This is a genomic window from Shewanella sp. ALD9, assembly GCF_002836315.1.
Lineage (GTDB): Bacteria > Pseudomonadota > Gammaproteobacteria > Enterobacterales > Shewanellaceae > Shewanella.
The window spans coordinates 75,071-94,722 of sequence record NZ_PJCD01000042.1 but is presented as its reverse complement, the minus strand read 5'-3'; the positions used below and the strand labels follow the sequence as shown (position 1 = coordinate 94,722).

Genomic DNA, 19,652 nt, shown 5'->3' with positions numbered 1-19,652 from the left:
CAAACATTACATATAAAAACACCGAGCTTACTCGGTGTTTTTATATGGGGGTTAATTATATAGATATCCTGTTACTGAGCACCTTTTAGTCCTTCACAATCGCTTTCAACCCAAGCCAGAGTGAGGTGAGCAATGGCTGAATAAAACTTACCGGTATCCACAGAGGTAAGCCTATCTACAAAATGGGGTAACCAAGCGTGGAGATATTGTCTAATAAAGCTGAGCTGAGTGCTATCGTCACAAGCACACGCTTGGTGAGCGACATAAGCCAAAATAACGGCAATATGATCAGACGGTTCAGAAAATTCACTTTGAACCGTTAATTGGCTTTGTTTTAGATATGTTTGCATTTGCTGATGCTGTTCACCAAATAAGAGTACATCGTCCTTGGCAACTGCATTATCGTTAAGATATAAACTGGCATAAGGGCTGGCGCTATGCTTTGTACCTACTAAAAATAGGCCACAATAATCGGCAGCAAGCTCTAATAAAGCATGATCAGTATTGACGCTGTTAAGGGTTGAATTAAGCACTGAGTTTATGGTTTCAATGTCTTGACTCAATAACGGGTCACTGGCCAATTGAGCAAAGAATGCCTGAGCCTGACTTGCTGTGAGCTCTTGTAATAGCTGTTGATCTAGCTCTTTTGCAAACAGTGATGAGAGCAGCTTATACACCATCGAACGACCCTGGTTCATTGGCGTGTTATACAATATCTTGTCATTCATCTATGTTATCTCCTGAGCCTATTATGGCCGTTAACTTAAGCGCCAAGAATTAAATCGCTTGGCGCACAGTGATAATGCTTACACGTTATAGCTGCGTTTCTATTGGGCCACTAAAAGAACTGACGTCAGGTAACTTACCTTGATACTTTTCGAAATCGACCAAGCAAGTGTATGCGGAGCAAGCCTGGGCAAGCTTTGATGTACCAATATCTTGCGTTAACGTATTTGGGTCACCATAGCTGCACAACGCCCCAATTTCACTACCGCCTTCTTTAGACCCATCTTTACCGACTGGGCCATACCAAGCCCCTTCATGAATTCGGATAACCCCACTAGGGAAGCTGTCGGATACCACTGCACCCGCTAACAGTTGACCTCGGTCGTTAAACACACGAACAACATCGCCATCTTTAATGCCGCGCTGTTTTGCATCGGTAGGATTCAAGTACACGGGTTCACGACCTTGTACCGTATAGGTTTCCCGATATTGCTGCGACTCACACATTTGTGAATGTAAGCGTTTATCTGGGTGGCAAGATTGCATCCACATTGGGTATTTATCTGAACCAGGACCACCATGGCTGCGCTCTGACTTTTCTATCCAAGTAGGATGGCCAGGACAGTCATCGTAATTGAATTGGGCGATTTTACGGCTGAAAATTTCAATCAAGCCCGATGGTGTACCCAATGGATTCATTTCAGGATCATCCCTAAAGTCGGCATGGCGAGTCCATGGTTGGCCTTCACCAAAATGTACATAACCTTGTTTCCAGAACGTGTCGAAATTTGGCATATCGAACTTACCGGCATTATCGGCTTTACAGTCGTTATAAAGTTTCTTAATCCAGTCAAATTCAGACATGCCACGGGTATATTCTGTCTCTTTACCCATTATTTTGGCAAAGCGGGTAAAGATATCAAAATCAGACAAGCTATCAAATAATGGTTCAACCATTTTTTGCATCGCTAAAACACCACGGTTAGCGTAGCTGCCATAAACGTCAATGTCATTACGTTCAAATGTAGTACAAGCGGGTAAAACGATGTCAGAGAAACGGCACGTTGCTGTCCAGTTAATGTCGACAGTGACCACACATTCAAGCTTTTGAAATGCTTGCTTCATCTTATTTCTATCTTGGTGATGACTCCATGGATTATTACCTGAAAATACCATCATCTTAATATCAGGATAAGTGACCTTAGCCCCGTTGGCATCGATGGTTTTACCCGGTTCTAAAATGGCATCAATCCAACGTGCAATCGGAATGGTGCTACTCGCGCCTTTAAAATCATTACTGTCGAATAATGGCTTTTGGCCTTCATCAAGATTACGAGGAAACGCGCCCGGTGCAGCTGCGCCCGATGAAGGAACGCCAATACTTGAGTAATGATGGCCATAGCTGATACCACCACCAGGTAAACCAATTTGGCCAATCATAGTAGCAAGTACAGCTGCCATCCAATAAGGTTGTTCACCGTGTTGTTGACGTTGAATACACCAACCCATCATGATTTGAGTACGACCTTTGGTCATCACTTTAGCTAAATCACGTATAATTTCAGGGCTAACACCAGTAATTTTACTGGCCCACTCTGGTGTTTTAGCTACGCTATCTGACTCGCCTAAAATATAAGGCACGAATCTGTCAAACCCTAAGCTGTAGCCCTCAATAAATTTTTCATCGTGTAACTTACTGGTGATCATTTCATGGGCAATACCCAGCATTAACGCAACGTCAGTTTGTGGGTTGACGTAAAGTTGCTCACAGCCTAAGTATTTTTGGGTTTTAGTGACTACAGGGTCGATACTGATCACTCGGATCTTACCTTGTTTTACTTTTTCTTTAAGCTCCGCTAGATAAGCGAACGATTCATGGGTTTCGGCATTCCAACCCACTTGCAGGTTTTTATAGGGATCATTTGACCACAAAATGATGGTTTTAGATTGCTCAAGGATTAACGGCCATGAAGTACCTTGGGCATAAACTTCAGTAGAACCTAAAATATAAGGCAAAATAGTCTGGCCAGCACCCGTTGAGTAGTCACCAATTTTTTTGACAAAATTACCGTGCATACCAACAGCGCGTTGCATGTGACTGGTACTTGAATGCAGTTGTCCAGTGGCGCGCCAGCCAGTTTGACCCGCGTGCAGTCCTGATGGGCCATATTGAGTTTGCACCTCATCAAGTGAATCTTTAAACAGGGTCAATGCTTTGTCCCAAGTGACACGGACAAAGCGAAAATCACCGCGTTGACTGGTGTCGCTTTTATGACCTTTCAATAAAAAGTCTAAGCGTACCATAGGGTAGCGAACCCGTGATGGGTTGTAGACTAAGCCTTTAACGCCATTGATCATATCGGTAGGGTATTTGTCCAACTCAAATGGAATCACCTGGTCAATCACGCCATTCTTACGTTTCATTTTGAATGCACCAAAGTGCGAACCGGTAGTTAACCAGTCGTCACTTGCTTTAGTGCTTGCAGCTGCAAGGGCATTGAATGGCGCTAACACTGATGTACTGCTTAGTCCAACATAAGAAGTCGCCACTAAGCCTTTAAGAAAATGTCTTCTGTTCATGATGATGTCCTATTAATGCGCCGACTTATTGAAAGTAGATGAATGCTCTTGTAAGTACTTTTGTACAAGCGCTTGAGTGTCTTGGTCCATGTTGACGAATGCAATCATGCCTTTAAACATTCCAGGCCAACTGTTAGCGTCAAAGTGTGCTTCTGCTGGTTGGGTATGACACACGCTACAACTGCTGGTATAAGTGGTGCGGGCATAATCCCAAAGTGGCTGTAAATCGTTAATTAGGTAGTCAGCATCTGTCCAAATTTTGGCTTCAACACGCTGCCATGTTAATCCGGTCATAGGGTCTTCTTTCTGTTCAAAAACATTCATTACGCCTTCTTCTAACGCAGCATCTTTTGATAACTGAGCTGACAGAATGTTAAGACCAAAATCGAAATAGATAACACGACCAGCACCAATTTTTTTACGCCAACCATTAATACCAACTAGTACACGACTGCCATTGATTTCAAGTACCGTCACTTTAGTGGCAATGTTTAACGTGCCAGCTTCAACATCTGTTTTTTGATTAAAATAAAGGGGTTTAGTCAAGGCGGTAAAATACTGAGCACCAACCACAAGACCGGTTTCGCCAGATCCGACTTGTGCAATGAGTTCTGGTGCACGGGAAGTGCCCATGTCAGGAAGATTGTGAGCAATACCTTTATGGCAATCAACACAGCTCTGGTCTATCTCTGCTGCACGCTTCATTTGTTTTTGCGCCAACTTTGACATGTCATCCCATTTCATCGAGTCATAGTTATGGCAGTTTTTACACGCTAAAGAGTTATCACGGTCGAAGCGTTTCCACTCACGGCTAGCCATCTCTAGACGTTTTGATTCAAATTTTTCCTCAGTATTAACGGTTTGCATCAACCAGCCCCACATATCATGTGATGCTTCAATCTTGCGACCAATTTTACGACTCCAGTTATGCGGCACGTGACAATCAGGGCAAGTGGCCCGAACGCCAGAGTGATTAGACCAATGCACAGTTTGCTGTAGCTCTTGGTAGGGCTTGCTTTCCATACTGTGACAGCTAATACAGAACTCTTCAGTGTTGGTCATTTCCAGTGCGGTATTGAAACCACCCCAGAATATAATCCCCATTAAAAAAGCTGATAGGCTAATTGTGCCTAAAGTAAGATATTTGGCAGGCTGATTTAGCGTCCGCCAGGTATTAATAAACCATTTCATAACAGCATCCTTTATAAGATTGACTCATAATTTGTTTGAGGATTAGTGCGCAACAACGCCACCAAATGCTTGGATCATCCAAATGACAAAACCGTACGCACTAATGCTGGTTACGGTGATAATGGGAAAAAATAAAAAAATGATAAATCCAAGAGCTTTCAGCTCCTTAGACTTAACATTACTTTTGGGGTCTACTACGTTTTTTGTTGTCATAGCTTGCTCACTTAAAAAATTACCTTTGCTGATGACAGCTATATTAGATAACAATTGTTAATGGCACTCAGACCGTGGATGAATGAACGTAGACAATATATGAAAGATTATGAACAGACTGATTGAGGGGTAGCTTGCTGTGAGGATTAACAGTGAACGGCTTTATAAAATCAACTTAAGAGGGTTATCAATCGAGGGGCACATATCGTTGTTTCAGTAGCGTTGATTCATAAATCGATTATTATTTACTCAGCTTTATGTTTATGAATACTATGTATCATCAACATTTTTCAGGGATTAACAGAGCAATTCTGATACATTTTCGCTACAATATGAAAGTTAATGTTTTTGTAATCATCAATATATGATCATGGTCTTATATTGTTAAATGTGCAGTATTAATTTAATCGGTATTAAGTAAGATGATGCTGTTAGCATTTAATACCCTCTCTATGCAATAAACAGCTGAACTTAAACACTTAGATAAACGGACTAAAGAGAAATAAATGAGTCTATCAAGTATTAGTAAACTACTCATAACATCAATATTTATGATTTTCTCTAGTGCAGTATGCGCTGAGAATATTAATATTTATACTTGGGAAGATTATTTTTCTGATGATGTTCTCGCTGAATTTGAACAAAAAACGGGTCACAAAGTAACCTTGACCTATTATGACAGCGAACCAGATCGAGATGCATTGCTACTCAGTGAGAAAGCTAAAAATTTTAATATTGTGTTGATTGATAGTTTAATGCTGGGCATTAATTCAAAAAAACAACCTATGTATCGGTTTTCCGAAAAATCTCTGCCAACCATAGTGAACCATAATCCTAAATGGCGTCAGGCATGTGGCGATGTTGGTGTGCCTTACGCGAAAGGAACTATTGGCATTGCCTATCGGGAAAGTGTCAGCAAAACACCTATTACTTCCTGGACTCAGCTTTTTAAACCACCCGTAGAGCACCAAAATAGGGTATTAATGATAAAAGATAATCTTGATACCGCCGCCATTGCTTTGATTGCCAATAATTTACCTCCGTTTTCTGAAAATAAAGACGACTTAAAAGTTGCGTTCGACACATTAAAGCAACAAGAGCCTTATTTATTAGGATATCAATATCTATTAACGCACACAGCCATTCATCAAGAAAAAAGCCAAGCCAGTTTGGCTATGGTTTATGGTGGCGATATTGCAATAATAACTAAAAATAGTGGTCAAGATGATTGGAAGTATGTTGTTCCAGATGAAGGTACACTGTTTTGGGTTGATTGCTTAGCTATCCCGTTTGAAAAAAATGCGACACAAGCAACCTTATCGTTTTTGAATTATATTAATGATCCACAAGTAGCGATTAGGGTGGTAGAAGAAATTTTATTTTCTACGACCAATGATGCTGCTGTTGCGTTAGGAAGTGAAAGCTACTTATCGAATCCTGATTTGTTTATTTCTCCAGAGATCCAAGCGCGGAGTAGTTTTTATCAGCCTATTAGTAATGAATCAATGTTATTGCGTCAGCGGATGAATAACTTGCTAAAAGATAAATAACTCATGAAGCTAAGAAAACGGATTAATTTGATTTTACTGCCCGCTATCGCGGTAGTATTTTTTACATTTTCTTTTTTCTTTTATCAATCAGCTAAAAATAATATTGTTGATGCTGCTCTGAGTGCTTTCTCATATCAATTTGAGCGCATAGCAAGCCGTGGTGCTGCAGAGGTTATTGCGGTTGAGAGCATGATTAATTCTCAACTGCAAAGTAAAGAAGCGGCTGATTTATTTCACAATGCTAAAGCAGATGAAATTGATATTAGAGTAAGTGCGCAGTTTTTAGACCGGTTGATTAAATCGAGTGACAGTAAGATTATTCAAGACATTGCTATTTTTAACTTACGTGAAAAGCCTATCAGTTACATCAATTTTGAAGATCCTTTTGTGGATGCTTCAGTGACAGATTCAACTCATTTTTTGATAAACAAAATCAATGACGCTATAGCAAAAAAAAATCGTCAACGGATATATGCTCACTACTACCAAATTACCGCCACAGACACTGAGCATGATGAGATCCAGTTATTTCGTATTTTTTCTCCTTATCTTTTAGTGTCACAACCTTTATATAATTACACCAACGATTTAGTCGTCATTCAAACTAGGTTAAAACCGAATTATCTTAAAAGTATTTTTAATCAAGAGATTAGTCAGTATCAGGAATACCTTTCGGTTAAAATGTTTACACTTCCTTTAACAGAGAAAGCGCTTAATAATGATATTGTTGTGCAACAGATTGAAGGCGTAGATTCATATCATTTTACGGTAAAAGTATTTGATGGAATTGTGAACATCAGTCTAAAAAAAGCATTTTTTAACTCATCATTAATGAATCTAAAAATCAAAATTGGATTAGGCGCCCTGGCATTATCTTTATTTTGTTACTTTATTCTACATTTGTTGATCTATAAACAAATCATTCGCCCAATCACTGAATTGGCAGAAGGTGTTAATGGCGTTAAGAAAGGTAATAGTGATTCACTTATTCTGTTAAATACTAACGATGAAGTTGCAGAACTCAATAATAGTTATCTTGCATTAATTGAACGTATTCAGCAGTTAGCCAACAATGATGAGTTAACCAGCCTTGCTAATAGAGCATACTTCAACCGAGAACTAGATCATAAACTCGACTCGTCTGAGGCTGAGACTAGCACGTTAGGTTTGTTGTTTATCGATTTAGATAATTTTAAATACGTTAATGATAATTTTGGCCACGAGGCCGGCGATCGTGTTTTGGTCAACTTTGCTAACAGGTTGACAAACTCATTAAGAAAAACTAGCCGTGCATTAAAACAACAACAATATCAATGTATCGCGCGTTTAGGTGGTGACGAGTTTGTGGTATTGCTTGAAGGACTGCCTAATGTGGAAGAGCTAGAAGCGATAGCTCAACGCATTGTAGGGCTTTTTGATTTGGAATTTGAGGTTGACGGTAAAACTTATGATGTCCATGCCAGTATTGGCATAGCATTCCAGTTTGGTAACAAACTTAAAGCGGATACATTTTTACAGCAAGCTGATAGTGCCATGTATGCTGCAAAAAAAGCAGGGAAAAATAGTTATTGTACTTATGACGACTCGTTAGATAATCAATTAAAAGAGCAGAAATATATTGATTCTGAGGTATCAAAAGCGTTACGTGAAAATTCCTTGTATCTGGTTTATTTACCATACTACGATACTGAAACACTTGAAGTGAAAGGTTTTGAGGTGTTGCTAAGGGCCCCAGAGTTAGAGAAGAAAGGCATTGGCCCTGATAAGTTTATTTCGATAGCAGAGCAAAGTGATCTGATTACAAAAATTGATTTATGGGTCATCAATGAAGCATTGAGTAAGTTAGCAAATCTGCGAAGTATGCAAGGGTTTGACGGTACACTTGCTATCAACATTTCATCTCGAGAGCTGTTTAATGATGGTTTCGTAGCCGAAGTTTCGTCTTTAATGGATCAATATGAAACACCGCCTTATAAAATTATATTCGAAATAGCAGAAGCTCCGCTGCTTACGAAAGATAAAAAAGTATTAGTTAATCTCACTAGGCTAAAAGCATTGGGGATAAAAATTGCCATTGATAACTTTGGGATAAATTATTCAGCCTTTAGCCATTTAAATCATTTTAGATTGGACTCATTAAAAATAGATCGCTCATTCCTACTGCAAATGAGAGATGTTCAAATGGGCAATAAACCGCTGATTGATATTATTTACGACCTTGCCAATATCCATGGGTTAGATGTTGTCATAGAAGGGGTGCAAAGCGAACAAGAATTAAATCATGTCAAAAATTTAGGCTGCAATACTGTCCAAGGTTTTTATTTGTCAAAACCATTAGATTGGAGCCAAGCTCAAGCCTTAGTGAATAAAACAAATGTAAGTTATTTAACCACGAATAAAAGTCGCTAACTATTTTTTGTGATTGAAAACTAGGCTAATAAAGGGCTAAATTTAGCCAATTCAGCAGCATTATGTACGGCTAGTTTCTTAATGATTTTAGAACGATGTACCTCAATCGTGCGCAGAGAAAGGTATAATTTGTCGGCCATTTGTTTGTTGGTTTTGCCTTCTATTAATAGATGTAATACTTGGATTTCACGTTCTGTTAAGGTGTTATATCGTTGTTTTAGCAGAATAGATTCAAACATTTTATGGCTACACGTAAAAGCTTTTTCTATAGCAACAACCAGTTCTTTCCCGTTAACGGGTTTTTGAAAAAAATCACAAGCACCTTGTCTAAATGCATTTACCGCCATCGGCAGATCACCGTGACCCGTTAAAAAGATGATACCTAGTGGACTGTTAGCGGCAATTAATTTTTGTTGTAGTTCTTGGCCAGTAATTTCTGGCATTTTGCTGTCCACGATAAGACAACCTGGTTGGGTAGTATCAATGGTGTTAATAAACGAAATGGCACTATTGAAAACCTGTAAGTTGTATTCATATTGCAATAGCATAAATTGCATAGAATCAAGAATTGCTAGGTCATCATCCACCATATAAATATCTTTAATCATATGTAGTATCGATTTATTAAATGTTAATACAGTGTAATCATTGTTGGTTGTGGATCAAGTTGTTCGGTTGCTTTTGTGCTGTGCGTATCTGTTTTGTTAATTAAGTTGCACTACACTGAGTTTGTTGCATAAAAACGGATTACTTTGTTTATTAACTAAGTACCGATTAACTAAATGTTGTCAGATGGCTAAAAGGTTACGGATGCGAATTGAAACTTTGCTGATTGGAGCACTTTCATTAATTCTTGCTGGATATTTAACTCAAGCAAGTGCGCAGCCTGTCACACCAGATGCGGTCATTGAAAAACCCATTACGACTCAAGCTCATGCTGAAGTACATTACCGAGTTGCAGTGCTTGCCAATTATGGTGTGGCTAAAAGTATTGAACGCTGGCAGCCATTAATGGACTATTTAAGCCAAAATGTTGCCAATGCCAGCTTTGAGGTTGTGCCGTTAGACTTCAACAACATGAATAAAAAGCTAATCAGCGGCGACATACAGTTTGTTGTCACCAATCCTGGCCACTACTTTAATATGAGTGGCGACTATCCCATTTCCTGGTTAGCCACCATGAAGAGCAATCAACATAATGGCAGCACTTTTGCGATAGGTGCGACTATTATCGTCCGTAAAGACAGTCATTTGCTCAGCGTAGACGATCTTGCTGGCCATTCCGTGGTGGCCAGTGATCCTAATGCATTAGGAGGGTACCAAGCCGCGATAGGGCTTATCCATTCGATGGATTATTCGACCAGTAACTTCTTTTCCAAAGTGACGTTTCTCGGTTTTCCGCTTGAACCGCTTATTTATCAAGTCCGCGATGGCACAGCAGATATAGCCATTACGCCATTTTGTACTTTAGAACAAATGGTAGCTGAGGGTTATATCAAGGCTAGCGATTATCGGGTAATAAATGATGTCACTCCTGCCGATTATGAATGTGCCGTCAGCACCCCTTTATACCCTAATTGGTCGTTTGCATCGTCGGATGCGGTGCCGTTAATGGTGAGAACGGGGATAACCCGAGCATTACTGTCGATAAGTATGGATGACCCGGCGTCAATTATAGGACAGAACCGGGGATGGGCTGCCCCCATTAGCCAGTTTCAAGTGGTTAAATTGTTTAATGACCTAAACTTAAATGCGGATGATAGCCCTGTGCATCTTCAAGTGTGGCAATGGATAAAGCTCAATCAAAAATGGGGCTTTAGTTTATTGGGTCTATTTGTTATCGCGACCATTTACCATCTTTGGCTGGAATATAAATTTAGACAAAAGAGCGAGTTCTTAATCAATACAGAGCGCCAATTGAAAAATAAAGCATTGCAGCTTGAGCGCATGCAAAGCGCAGCAATATTAGGTGAAATAGGAGCAGGTTTAGCTCACGAGCTCAACCAACCCATTGCGGCCATCACGCAATATAGTGAAGGCGGGATGATTGAGCAGGCAAAAAATATTGGTACAAACTCAGTACAATACCAATTACTTGAAAAAATACACCAGCAGTCAATGCGTGCCGGAGAAATTGTTCATAGGATCAGAGAATTGTTGCAACGAAAAGGTACTGCAAGTACTGAGTTTGATGCACAAGAACAATTAATGGTTTGCCTAGACTTACTCGAACATGAATTCGAAAAAGAAAAAATCAACATCAAAACTCAATTGACTACCACTGAAATTAAGCTGCAAGGCGATAAAGTTGGTTTTTGTCAGGTGTTGATTAATGTGTTGAAAAACGCCATTGATGCGGTGTCTGAAAAAGAATTCCCGCTTCATAGCCGCAAACGAATACTGATAGATTTACACATTGTTGATCAAAGTTTACAGCTGAAAATTTATGATAATGGTATTGGGTTAACCTGTGCCAACGATGATTTTAAAACAAGTTTCTTTTCTACCAAAGCCAATGGATTAGGGCTAGGGTTGGCCATTTGCAGTGATGTTATTGCTCTTTTTGGTGGCCAGATTAACTTATCAAAATGTAAAGATGACCCGAGCTCACCTTGGCGATATGGATGTCGGGTTCTCATTGTTATCCCATTAAATGCTATGCCCGATTAATCAATCAAATACCCCTGGTAACTTTTATTCCAACCTGTCTTTTTCGGTTTATCTCATTTTATTGAGATGTTAAACCGTGACATCAATCAAATCACGCCCCTCAATGTGGTTTACCACAATACCCTTAGTTTACTTATGGAATAACAATGGTGTTAGCGATGATGCTGACTACAGTTTGGGTTTGGTTAGTACCATTAACAATAAGTAAACAGAGAAAAACTTCGTGCTTCGTTGAAGATGAAGGGGGGCAATCATGATTGAGTTAAATCGACGTCATTTTTTAAAGGGAGCGGGTGCCAGTGGCGCCACATGTGCTTTAGCAAGCATGCTTCCTGGTTCGCTAGCTGCATTAGAAAAATCACCCTTAAAAGGTGTTGCTTCTGAAGTTGCCAGTATTTGTGAAATGTGTTCAACGCGGTGTCCTATTAAGGCGCGCATTGTAGATGGCAAAAACGTATTTATTACGGGTAATAAAGAAGCTAAATCGTTTGGTGGCAAAGTCTGCGCTCGAGGTGGAGCTGGCCATAGCTTACTTTACGATCCACAGCGTATCGTTAATCCACTAAAGCGTGTGGGTGAACGCGGCGCAGGTGAATGGGCAGAGATTTCATGGGCTGATGCTTATAAAGAAATTGCCGCTAAAATGAACCAAATAAAACAACAATATGGTGCCGAAACCATAGCGTTCTCATCAAAGTCTGGTTCACTTTCAGATCATATATTTCATCTTGCTGAGGCTTTTGGATCGCCCAATACATTTACTCATGCCTCAACGTGCCCGGGCAGTTATGTAGTTGCTGCTAAGGCAATATTTGGCACCAAAATGAAGCGTGATTTGAGCAATGCCAAATACATCATCAACTTTGGGCATAACTTGTATGAAGGCATCAACATGTCTGAAACAAGAGGCTTGATGCAAGCTCAAATGGATAGAGGAGCCAAGTTAGTTGTATTTGAACCTAGATTCTCGATTGTGGCAGATAAGGCTGATGAGTGGCATGCAATACGTCCGGGTACCGACGTCGCGGTCGCGTTAGCGTTATGTCATGTGTTGATTAATGACAATTTATATGACCATGACTTCATTGAAAAATATGTTGTTGGTTTTGATGAGTTCGCCGCTGAAGTACAAAAATATACCCCAGAATGGGCCGAAACTATTTCAGACGTGTCTGCCAGTGCCATTCGACGTATTGCACATGAATACGCAAGCCACGCTCCACACGCCGTTGTTGATTTTGGCCATCGCGCTACATTTACCCCTGAAGAGTTCGATATGCGCCGTGCGTTATATGCAGCCAACATATTGATTGGCAACATCGAACGAAAAGGGGGCATTTACATGGGCCAGAAAGCACCTGGCTATAATAAACTTGCCGGTGAAAATGTGGCCCCAGCGCTAGCCAAACCGGGTGTTAAAGGCATGCCTAAGCCAACGGCAATCCGCATTGACCAGGTTGAAAAGCAGTATGCAATGATGTGGTCAAATGGTGGCATTTATCAAACCATTTTAGATGCAACATTAGACGCCAAACCTTATCAATTAAAAGCATGGGTAATGAGTCGTACTAACCCAATGCAAACCCTTACAGACCGAGCCAAAGTAGAACAATCGCTTAAAAAGCTAGATTTAGTGGTGTCATGTGACCTGTATATCAGTGAAACCGCAGCATACGCAGATTATATTTTGCCAGAATCGACTTATCTTGAACGCGATGAAGAGATACAAGATAAATCAGGTAAAAATCCGGCCTATTATGTTCGTCAACGTGTGGTTGAAACCATTGGTAATACTCGCCCAAGCTGGCAAATATTTAAAGAATTAGGCCAAGCTTTGGGGCTTGAACAATTTTACCCTTGGGACAATATAGAAACGTTGCAATTAATGCAGTTGAATCGCGATCACAGCTTGTTGGAACACATCAAAAAAATGGGTTACGTCAGCTACGGTAAGCCATTGATGTTGCGTGAACCAGAAATGGTTACCGAATTCGTTAAGGCTTATCCCAATGCCAAAAGTGTTGATGCAGACGGTACTTATGCCAGCTCAATGAGCTTTAAAACACCCAGCGGCAAGATTGAGTTAACCTCACCCAAAATAGAAGGCATGGCACCAGGACGAGGTGTGATTAAGCATCGCGATGTACAACTAAAGCAAGCCGATGAGTTGTACTTTATACAAGGGAAGGTCGCGGTACACACCAATGGCGCCACCCATAATATTCCAATGCTAGCCAATCTTATGTCGAAAAATGCGATTTGGATCCATCCAATAACGGCTGGGCGACTCGATATCCATAGCGGTGATGCGATTAGATTAACCAGCAGTGTGGGCAGTGAGGAAGGAACCGCCTTAGTCACCCCGGGGATTCGTCAAGATACTGTGTTTGCATACATGGGCTTTGGCTCCAAAAATAAAGAACTGGTGCGAGCCACAGGAAAAGGTATCCATTGCGGCAACCTACTTCCTAATGTCATCGCCCCCATCTGTGGCATGAATTTACACACCACAGGTGTAAAGTTGGTAAAAATTTAGCCGGTAACTAATTGATTTGGAGTCTCCTATGAGCAAACGATATGTCATGGTGCATGATGAAAACAAATGCATCGGCTGCCAAGCTTGCAATATAGCTTGTCGTAGTGAAAACGAAGTCCCTGAAGGGGTAACACGCCTACAAGTTAGAGTGGAAGGTCCTTTTGGTGAAGCACCAAACTTACATTTTAAATATCACCGTGTGTCCTGTCAGCAATGTGAAGACGCACCTTGTGTCAGTGTTTGCCCTACAGGTGCCGCTTACATAGACGAAAATGGCTTAGTGTCTATTCATAACGATAAGTGCGTTGGCTGTATGTATTGTGTCGCGGCATGTCCATACAAAGTGCGCTTTATGAATCCCATAACCAAGGCAGCAGACAAATGTAATTTCTGTAAAGACACGCGCCTAGCCAGAGGTGAACAACCCGCTTGTGTTACAGCATGCCCAACAGATGCATTGTATTTTGGCGATGTTAACGACAGTAAAAGTGAGGTTGCTCAATTACTGAATACAAAAATAACCTATCAAGACAAAACGCATTTAGGTACCAAACCACGAGTGTACCGTGTTCCGACTAAACGAGGAGGGATAGAGTCATGAACAATATATGGGGCGACATGGCGCAATATGATCCAGTGACATGGAACTGGGTTATCGCCGTTTATTTATTTATGGCCGGTTTATCGGCAGGTAGCGTACTCATTGGTATTGGTATGCGTTGGTATAGTAAAGGGGGCAATATTGAAACTTCGATATTAAAAGCCTCTGCCATTATCGGGCCAGTAGCCATAAGCTTAGGCTTGGCCTGTTTAGTGTTTGATTTAACCAAGCCATTTCATTTCTGGCTCATCTTAGTCAATTATAATTTTACATCTGTAATGGCGATTGGTGTGTTGGCCTTATTGGCTTATTCACCGTTAGGTATTGCTTATGCATTGATTGTATTGCGAGATGATTTACCAAAGTGGAAGTTAGGATTTTTAGCCCCAATAGGGCGCATGCTATTACCAATGCGTAAAGTCATCGAAATCCTACTGTTTGTACTTGCTATCGGTGTTGGTGCGTATACTGGCTTTTTAATCTCGGCCATGAATGCCTACCCAATGCTCAATACTGCAGTATTACCGGCATTGTTTTTAGCATCTGGTTTATCAGCGGGAGCGGCGGGTAACTTAATCGTTGCGTTAACCTGTTTTAATAGCAGCCCCCATGATAACGATGTGGCAAAAATGCACAGCCTGGATTTACCGGTAATCGTGTCAGAAATGATGTTTTTAGTGATGCTGTTTAGTACTCTTTATTTCACAGGAGGCGCAGCTGCTGAAGCATTAGCATCATTAAGTACCGACATTTGGGCTAGCGTGTTTTGGATAGGCGTAGTCGGAATCGGGTTTATCGTTCCCATTCTGTCGATGTTTTTACCTGCCAATGCTCGTCACACTAAAGCCATCATGATATCAGTTGCCTGCTGCAGTTTGACGGGTGTTTTAGCATTACGACACTTCATCATCTATGCTGGACAAAGTTATATAAGTTAACCAAGAAATAAGTAGATAAGTCATCTTTTGCCCTCCAGTAGACATAGGTTGATTGGAGGGCAAAAACTACGCAATAGGCTGCAGTATTAGGTTGTAACAACAGTCAATATTGGTCAATTAACTTTAGACAAAACACTAAAGTCGACCGTATTCACAATTAAATCCATAAATTAGAAACGATAATCGTAGATTATTCAGATTTACCGCTAACGTATACTTGAAGTTATTATTTAAGCTGCTATATTGGCTTTATGAAAACATCAATATTCACATTTTATTCAATTATTTTTTTAGGGAGCTTCGCCCTAAAATTCCCCGATTAAGCGGGCGTATCATTGCGCCCATCTGTTTTTACAGAATATACAATTAAAATTAACATTTAAAAAACAGCTTGCATTTATATGTTGAGGCTTAGATTTCGTTAAACTATTTTTAATCAATAGGAGTAACCCAATCTTTGCTTTATCTATATGTAAATAATTATTTTTTTTAAAATTCTGCAATTAATTTAATTTTAATACTATAAAAATAAACCCAAAAAGTTCTAAGCGGAGGGCGGTGGATTATTTATTCAAAAATGAGTTTATTGCATTAAATAAACGTTATTAATTTTTTATTTATAAGGTAATGATATGTCTAAGCATGAAATGAAAAAACCATTGTTGTCGCTAAAAGAAAAGCGTAAGTTAAAAAAAGAATCAAATGTTACAGAGGTAGCCAAGATTAGAAAGAAAAAAGGCTAGTAAACTGGATACGAAATACTTTACCTCCTTTAATTAACTGAACACTTTGTACATAAATGTCAGTAATAACAGCTTTTTGGGGGGCGAGGAACAATAACGTAGAATGTTTTTATAAATAGGCTGAAGATGATTTTTATGTTCAGCCTATTTTATTTTTTTAACATACAGAATCTTTTTACATTAACGTTATAGACAGTTAGGTTTTGGTAACTATTTGTTATTGTTCATTAATTTATTTTATAGTAGTGATTTTTAAAATGGATAATGATGTTAACTTTCTCTATAAAAAGATAGTGAAGGAGTCTAGAAATGACAGCAAATAATGGTGAGATTAAGTCACATCAAGTTGGAGTAGGTGGCACTAGAGCACAAACAGCTAAGCGACCCAAAAAAGTGGCTATAAGGATACCTGAAAATTATATTGGTATTGTTAAACAGTTAGTTAACTATTTGGATGAATTTATAATAATTAATGGGCAAAAAGTTCAGGTGAAATCAGAGAAATTGTTACTCAATTCTATACAAGAGAAGGCTCAAGAGATCATGTTTAATGCATTAATATCTAAATAGGCTTGATCATAAGCATTCATTAAACTTTGAATATAATAAAAATATCAGATTAAAAAATTAATGTTCGCTGTAATACTTTCGTCGTTTAAGGCACTGTACATCTTATTAGTTTTTTGTTAATTTTATGTGTTTTTGTCTTATAAATTCACCTTTAGAGTAATATATTTATTGGTTGTAAATATAGTCGTGGATATTCACTTTGTAATGGCTTGTATTTCACCTGTTTTTAGGCACAGATACTCAGATATTAAGTTATTTTTAATAAACTAGAGATAATATTTGTAATCGCGTGTGTGATTTTTAAAATTAATATCACTACATTAATAATGTTATTTTACCTCATTAAACCTTCTATTATTCAAAGTTTGATCGTTAGGTAAAATACTTAAAGCATGAATTATTAGAATTTTTGAGGAAAAAATGAATAACAGACCTGAAATAACGATCTCATCACTTGATGCGCAGAGACTATTTAAACTCATCGAGTCCTTACCTACAAAGAAAATGGTAGGTATAAGTGAGCTTGAAGAGGAACTCGCTCGAGCAACAATCGTGGATCCAACAGAAATACCCACTACAATTGTCACCATGAACTCAACGGTTAAATTTACTGTCGAGTCGTCTCGAGATGAGTTTTTAATGACGCTTGTTTATCCCAGAGATCTTGATTTGAATGGCGATAAAATCTCTATTCTGGCGCCAGTTGGGAGCGCGTTACTTGGGTTGGCTCAGGGAGATCAAATTGAATGGCCAAAGCCCGGTGGTGGGTTAATAAAAATAACCATTAATGAAATTTTTTATCAACCAGAAAGGGCTGGTGAATACCATCGTTGATACATCATTTATTCAATAGCTTGAAAATAAATTACACCAGATCAATGAAGACACTCTATATAAAAGAATGTAGTAAATCCTCGTTACATCTGGTTTAAGGTTATTAAACAATAACTAAATAACTAACTTCGCTAGCGGTTTGATTCAACGATAATTATAGATGGCACCTAGAATCAACATACTGGTACTGCGTCGTAGAATACTGGTGTACAGGTTTATCTAAGCGGTTTTTTTCATGTCAGTTGTCGCTTAAATGGTTAAACAGCTTCTTTGTGTTACTCTTAAATTAACTCCACAGCCTATGGCTGATAGTTTCTGTTCTTTCTGTTCTTTTTGTTCATTGCTCTAGATGTTCATTTCTATTGTCTGATAGCACACTTTTCGCTTCGCCAGTATCCCTACATCAAGACCATCATGTCTCTGATTTGGTGTCACAAACTTAATCCTGCTATGGCGATGTTCCGTTGTCTTACCCATAAACAAATTCATTTACTCATGTACGCGCTTCATCTAACGATATAAAAACTTCACTAGGCCAACGCGGATGATACTTTACCGTTCTAAACAGTAGATTCTGAGTACGGATTATCATTATTCATCCTTGGACGACTTCATTTGGTCACACCCACTAAATTTTACATCCTCGCTCGCATCGTCAGGTTTTTCATGGGATCACCATTATCAGAGTGCAACACAACGTCTTTCTATAAGCATTTTTCTGCCCAGCGTTTATCTATTTCAGATACGTTCCATCTAAAAAATAGCACGATATTTTCAATGAGCCTGTTGACCTCTTTGAGGATATCGCCACGATGAGCCGATAATTCTAATTGCCCTATATTGGTCATACTTCTTCTCAGTAAGGTTTGTAAATATCTTGATTAGACAGATATTTATGTCAAGTTCAGTGCGGCAACGAACAGAGTGAAAAGTAAAATACACGTATTATGACCATCAACATCATGAGTTAAATCGTGGTTGCTAATTTTTAATTATGTAGTAAATACATAGTGTTGCATAGACTAGATGAGTTAAAAGCGATTGAAATTCAAGCCGCAGATGGTGATATTTTTTTACCATTTTTTTATTTTTATGCTAGGCAGGCGATTCACTTTCCACCCAGAGTGACCTAAAAGCTTTAATTTTGAGGATAATATGCAAATAGAAACACTTCACGATGTTATGCAATGGACTAAAAACATGCACCAAGAACTGCATTATTTTGCCGCCAATTGTGCACAAAAAAGCGATAGTGTAAGAGTTGGTTTGCTGCTTAAGTACATTTCAGAGCACGAAAAAAAAATGGCGCAGGTAATGAAAAAGTTTGAAGACAATGGTAATAGCAGTGCACTCAACACGTATAGTCGGCATTACTACGAAAAATTCACTATTTCTATTCACACTGAAGGTGAGCATCCGTTTGAGAAGATGGATACGGATGAAATAGCAATTGTCACTCTTGAATATCATAAAAATATCGTCGGACTATTTGAGTATCTGCAAAAATGCAGCTGTGCACCTTCGGTGACGGAATTTCTTGATAATATATTGTCGGTTCAAGAGGCCGAGGGGCGATTACTGGCACGTAACATGAAACAAATTGACGATTTGTAGCATAAATGTCTCACAAACAAAAAATCACATAACGTCATACTGAGTGATTTAGTTCTAGAAACTTTTCAGAATGCACTCCTGTGGTAAGCAGAGCCTTTTTAATGACTAACTTTATGCGTTATTTTAACTACCAAAATAACGTTAAAGTTGGTGACAACGGCCAATTCATATCAAGCCATATACAGATAATGCAACCTTTCAACAAATCTAGGCCGAATTTATGGGTTGTATTACCTCAACGTAGGTAACACTCCACTTAAACTCAGCGATATTGGCAAAACCAAACGATAGTTTATCAACGGCATATATCCTGATAAGTCTTTGAAAGTATGAGTTAATGTTAAGAGTTGGAACCACTGTTAACCGTGTTTTATAGAAAGTACGCTAACGCACAGAGTCTAAAACTAAAGAGCAGTATAATTTACTCGTTAGTTATCAAATCTTAGGTATCTCTTAGATATCAAATGTCTCCAGTCA

At 39.1% G+C, this 19,652-nt stretch carries 15 protein-coding genes and 1 pseudogene; 9 read left to right on the top strand and 7 right to left on the bottom strand.

Going from position 1 to position 19,652, the window contains the following annotated elements:
• Positions 1-71 precede the first annotated feature (71 nt).
• From torD to CXF88_RS18690, 4 genes are all read right to left on the bottom strand, one after another.
• Positions 72-728, bottom strand: coding sequence for a molecular chaperone TorD (gene torD, locus CXF88_RS18705; RefSeq protein WP_101088311.1), 657 nt, complete (start codon positions 726-728; stop codon positions 72-74).
• An 85-nt stretch (positions 729-813) separates the two neighbouring features.
• Positions 814-3,306 carry a trimethylamine-N-oxide reductase TorA gene (gene torA, locus CXF88_RS18700; protein ID WP_101088310.1) on the bottom strand — a complete coding sequence of 831 codons (2,493 nt, stop codon included), beginning with the start codon at positions 3,304-3,306 and terminating at the stop codon, positions 814-816.
• A gap of 12 nt (positions 3,307-3,318) precedes the next feature.
• Entirely contained in the window at positions 3,319-4,497 is a 1,179-nt protein-coding gene (gene torC / locus CXF88_RS18695; RefSeq protein WP_101088309.1) for a pentaheme c-type cytochrome TorC, read from the bottom strand.
• A gap of 42 nt (positions 4,498-4,539) precedes the next feature.
• Positions 4,540-4,710: a nitrate reductase gene (locus CXF88_RS18690; protein ID WP_101088486.1), complete on the bottom strand. Its 171-nt coding sequence runs from the start codon at positions 4,708-4,710 to the stop codon at positions 4,540-4,542.
• Positions 4,711-5,216: 506 nt separating this feature from the next.
• On the opposite strand from CXF88_RS18690, the gene CXF88_RS18685 reads away from it, so the two are divergent.
• Positions 5,217-6,260 (top strand): spermidine/putrescine ABC transporter substrate-binding protein, encoded by a 1,044-nt coding sequence (locus tag CXF88_RS18685; RefSeq protein ID WP_101088308.1) that lies wholly within the window; start codon positions 5,217-5,219, stop codon positions 6,258-6,260.
• 3 nt (positions 6,261-6,263) lie between these two features.
• A complete protein-coding gene (locus tag CXF88_RS18680; protein ID WP_101088307.1) occupies positions 6,264-8,669 on the top strand; it encodes an EAL domain-containing protein in 2,406 nt (801 codons plus the stop codon).
• A 20-nt stretch (positions 8,670-8,689) separates the two neighbouring features.
• On the opposite strand, the gene CXF88_RS18675 is transcribed toward CXF88_RS18680, so the two are convergent.
• On the bottom strand, positions 8,690-9,277 hold the full coding sequence (locus CXF88_RS18675; RefSeq protein ID WP_101088306.1) for a response regulator: 588 nt from the start codon (positions 9,275-9,277) through the stop codon (positions 8,690-8,692).
• Between the two features lie 202 nt (positions 9,278-9,479).
• Here CXF88_RS18675 and CXF88_RS18670 point away from each other — a divergent pair, with 202 nt between their 5' ends.
• From CXF88_RS18670 to rnk, 6 genes are all read left to right on the top strand, one after another.
• The gene (locus CXF88_RS18670) at positions 9,480-11,339 is read left to right on the top strand and encodes a sensor histidine kinase (RefSeq protein ID WP_101088305.1); all 1,860 of its coding nucleotides are present in this window, start codon (positions 9,480-9,482) and stop codon (positions 11,337-11,339) included.
• A gap of 253 nt (positions 11,340-11,592) precedes the next feature.
• Positions 11,593-13,875, top strand: coding sequence for a thiosulfate reductase PhsA (gene phsA, locus CXF88_RS18665; RefSeq protein WP_101088304.1), 2,283 nt, complete (start codon positions 11,593-11,595; stop codon positions 13,873-13,875).
• Between the two features lie 28 nt (positions 13,876-13,903).
• Positions 13,904-14,476, top strand: coding sequence for a 4Fe-4S dicluster domain-containing protein (locus CXF88_RS18660; protein ID WP_101088303.1), 573 nt, complete (start codon positions 13,904-13,906; stop codon positions 14,474-14,476).
• A complete protein-coding gene (gene nrfD, locus CXF88_RS18655) occupies positions 14,473-15,414 on the top strand; it encodes an NrfD/PsrC family molybdoenzyme membrane anchor subunit (protein ID WP_101088302.1) in 942 nt (313 codons plus the stop codon). Before CXF88_RS18660 ends, nrfD begins: the two co-directional genes overlap by 4 nt.
• A 1,052-nt stretch (positions 15,415-16,466) precedes the next feature.
• Complete coding sequence (locus CXF88_RS18650) at positions 16,467-16,727, top strand: hypothetical protein (protein WP_101088301.1); 261 nt, start codon at positions 16,467-16,469, stop codon at positions 16,725-16,727.
• Positions 16,728-17,147: 420 nt separating this feature from the next.
• A complete protein-coding gene (gene rnk / locus CXF88_RS18645) occupies positions 17,148-17,561 on the top strand; it encodes a nucleoside diphosphate kinase regulator (RefSeq protein ID WP_101088300.1) in 414 nt (137 codons plus the stop codon).
• A gap of 299 nt (positions 17,562-17,860) precedes the next feature.
• On the opposite strand, the pseudogene CXF88_RS18640 reads toward rnk, so the two are convergent.
• Both CXF88_RS18640 and CXF88_RS22010 read right to left on the bottom strand, forming a co-directional pair.
• Positions 17,861-18,286, bottom strand: a pseudogene (locus CXF88_RS18640) (integrase core domain-containing protein); the annotation flags it as partial.
• Entirely contained in the window at positions 18,266-18,409 is a 144-nt protein-coding gene (locus tag CXF88_RS22010) for a hypothetical protein (protein WP_197708475.1), read from the bottom strand. The pseudogene CXF88_RS18640 and the gene CXF88_RS22010, both read right to left, overlap by 21 nt.
• Positions 18,410-18,761: 352 nt before the next feature.
• Between CXF88_RS22010 and CXF88_RS18635 the strand changes: the two genes are divergently transcribed.
• Positions 18,762-19,175 (top strand): hypothetical protein, encoded by a 414-nt coding sequence (locus tag CXF88_RS18635; RefSeq protein ID WP_242445204.1) that lies wholly within the window; start codon positions 18,762-18,764, stop codon positions 19,173-19,175.
• Positions 19,176-19,652 lie beyond the last annotated feature (477 nt).

Bases quoted from the DNA above. Each gene is read 5' to 3' on its own strand.
- CXF88_RS18635 (WP_242445204.1), top strand. From the start codon at position 18,762: ATGCACCAAGAACTGCATTATTTTGCCGCCAATTGTGCACAAAAAAGC.
- nrfD (WP_101088302.1), top strand. From the start codon at position 14,473: ATGAACAATATATGGGGCGACATGGCGCAATATGATCCAGTGACATGG.
- CXF88_RS18650 (WP_101088301.1), top strand. From the start codon at position 16,467: ATGACAGCAAATAATGGTGAGATTAAGTCACATCAAGTTGGAGTAGGT.
- torA (WP_101088310.1), bottom strand. From the start codon at position 3,306: ATGAACAGAAGACATTTTCTTAAAGGCTTAGTGGCGACTTCTTATGTT.
- CXF88_RS22010 (WP_197708475.1), bottom strand. From the start codon at position 18,409: ATGACCAATATAGGGCAATTAGAATTATCGGCTCATCGTGGCGATATC.
- rnk (WP_101088300.1), top strand. From the start codon at position 17,148: ATGAATAACAGACCTGAAATAACGATCTCATCACTTGATGCGCAGAGA.
- CXF88_RS18680 (WP_101088307.1), top strand. From the start codon at position 6,264: ATGAAGCTAAGAAAACGGATTAATTTGATTTTACTGCCCGCTATCGCG.
- phsA (WP_101088304.1), top strand. From the start codon at position 11,593: ATGATTGAGTTAAATCGACGTCATTTTTTAAAGGGAGCGGGTGCCAGT.
- torC (WP_101088309.1), bottom strand. From the start codon at position 4,497: ATGAAATGGTTTATTAATACCTGGCGGACGCTAAATCAGCCTGCCAAA.
- CXF88_RS18675 (WP_101088306.1), bottom strand. From the start codon at position 9,277: ATGATTAAAGATATTTATATGGTGGATGATGACCTAGCAATTCTTGAT.
- CXF88_RS18660 (WP_101088303.1), top strand. From the start codon at position 13,904: ATGAGCAAACGATATGTCATGGTGCATGATGAAAACAAATGCATCGGC.
- CXF88_RS18670 (WP_101088305.1), top strand. From the start codon at position 9,480: ATGCGAATTGAAACTTTGCTGATTGGAGCACTTTCATTAATTCTTGCT.
- torD (WP_101088311.1), bottom strand. From the start codon at position 728: ATGAATGACAAGATATTGTATAACACGCCAATGAACCAGGGTCGTTCG.
- CXF88_RS18685 (WP_101088308.1), top strand. From the start codon at position 5,217: ATGAGTCTATCAAGTATTAGTAAACTACTCATAACATCAATATTTATG.
- CXF88_RS18690 (WP_101088486.1), bottom strand. From the start codon at position 4,710: ATGACAACAAAAAACGTAGTAGACCCCAAAAGTAATGTTAAGTCTAAG.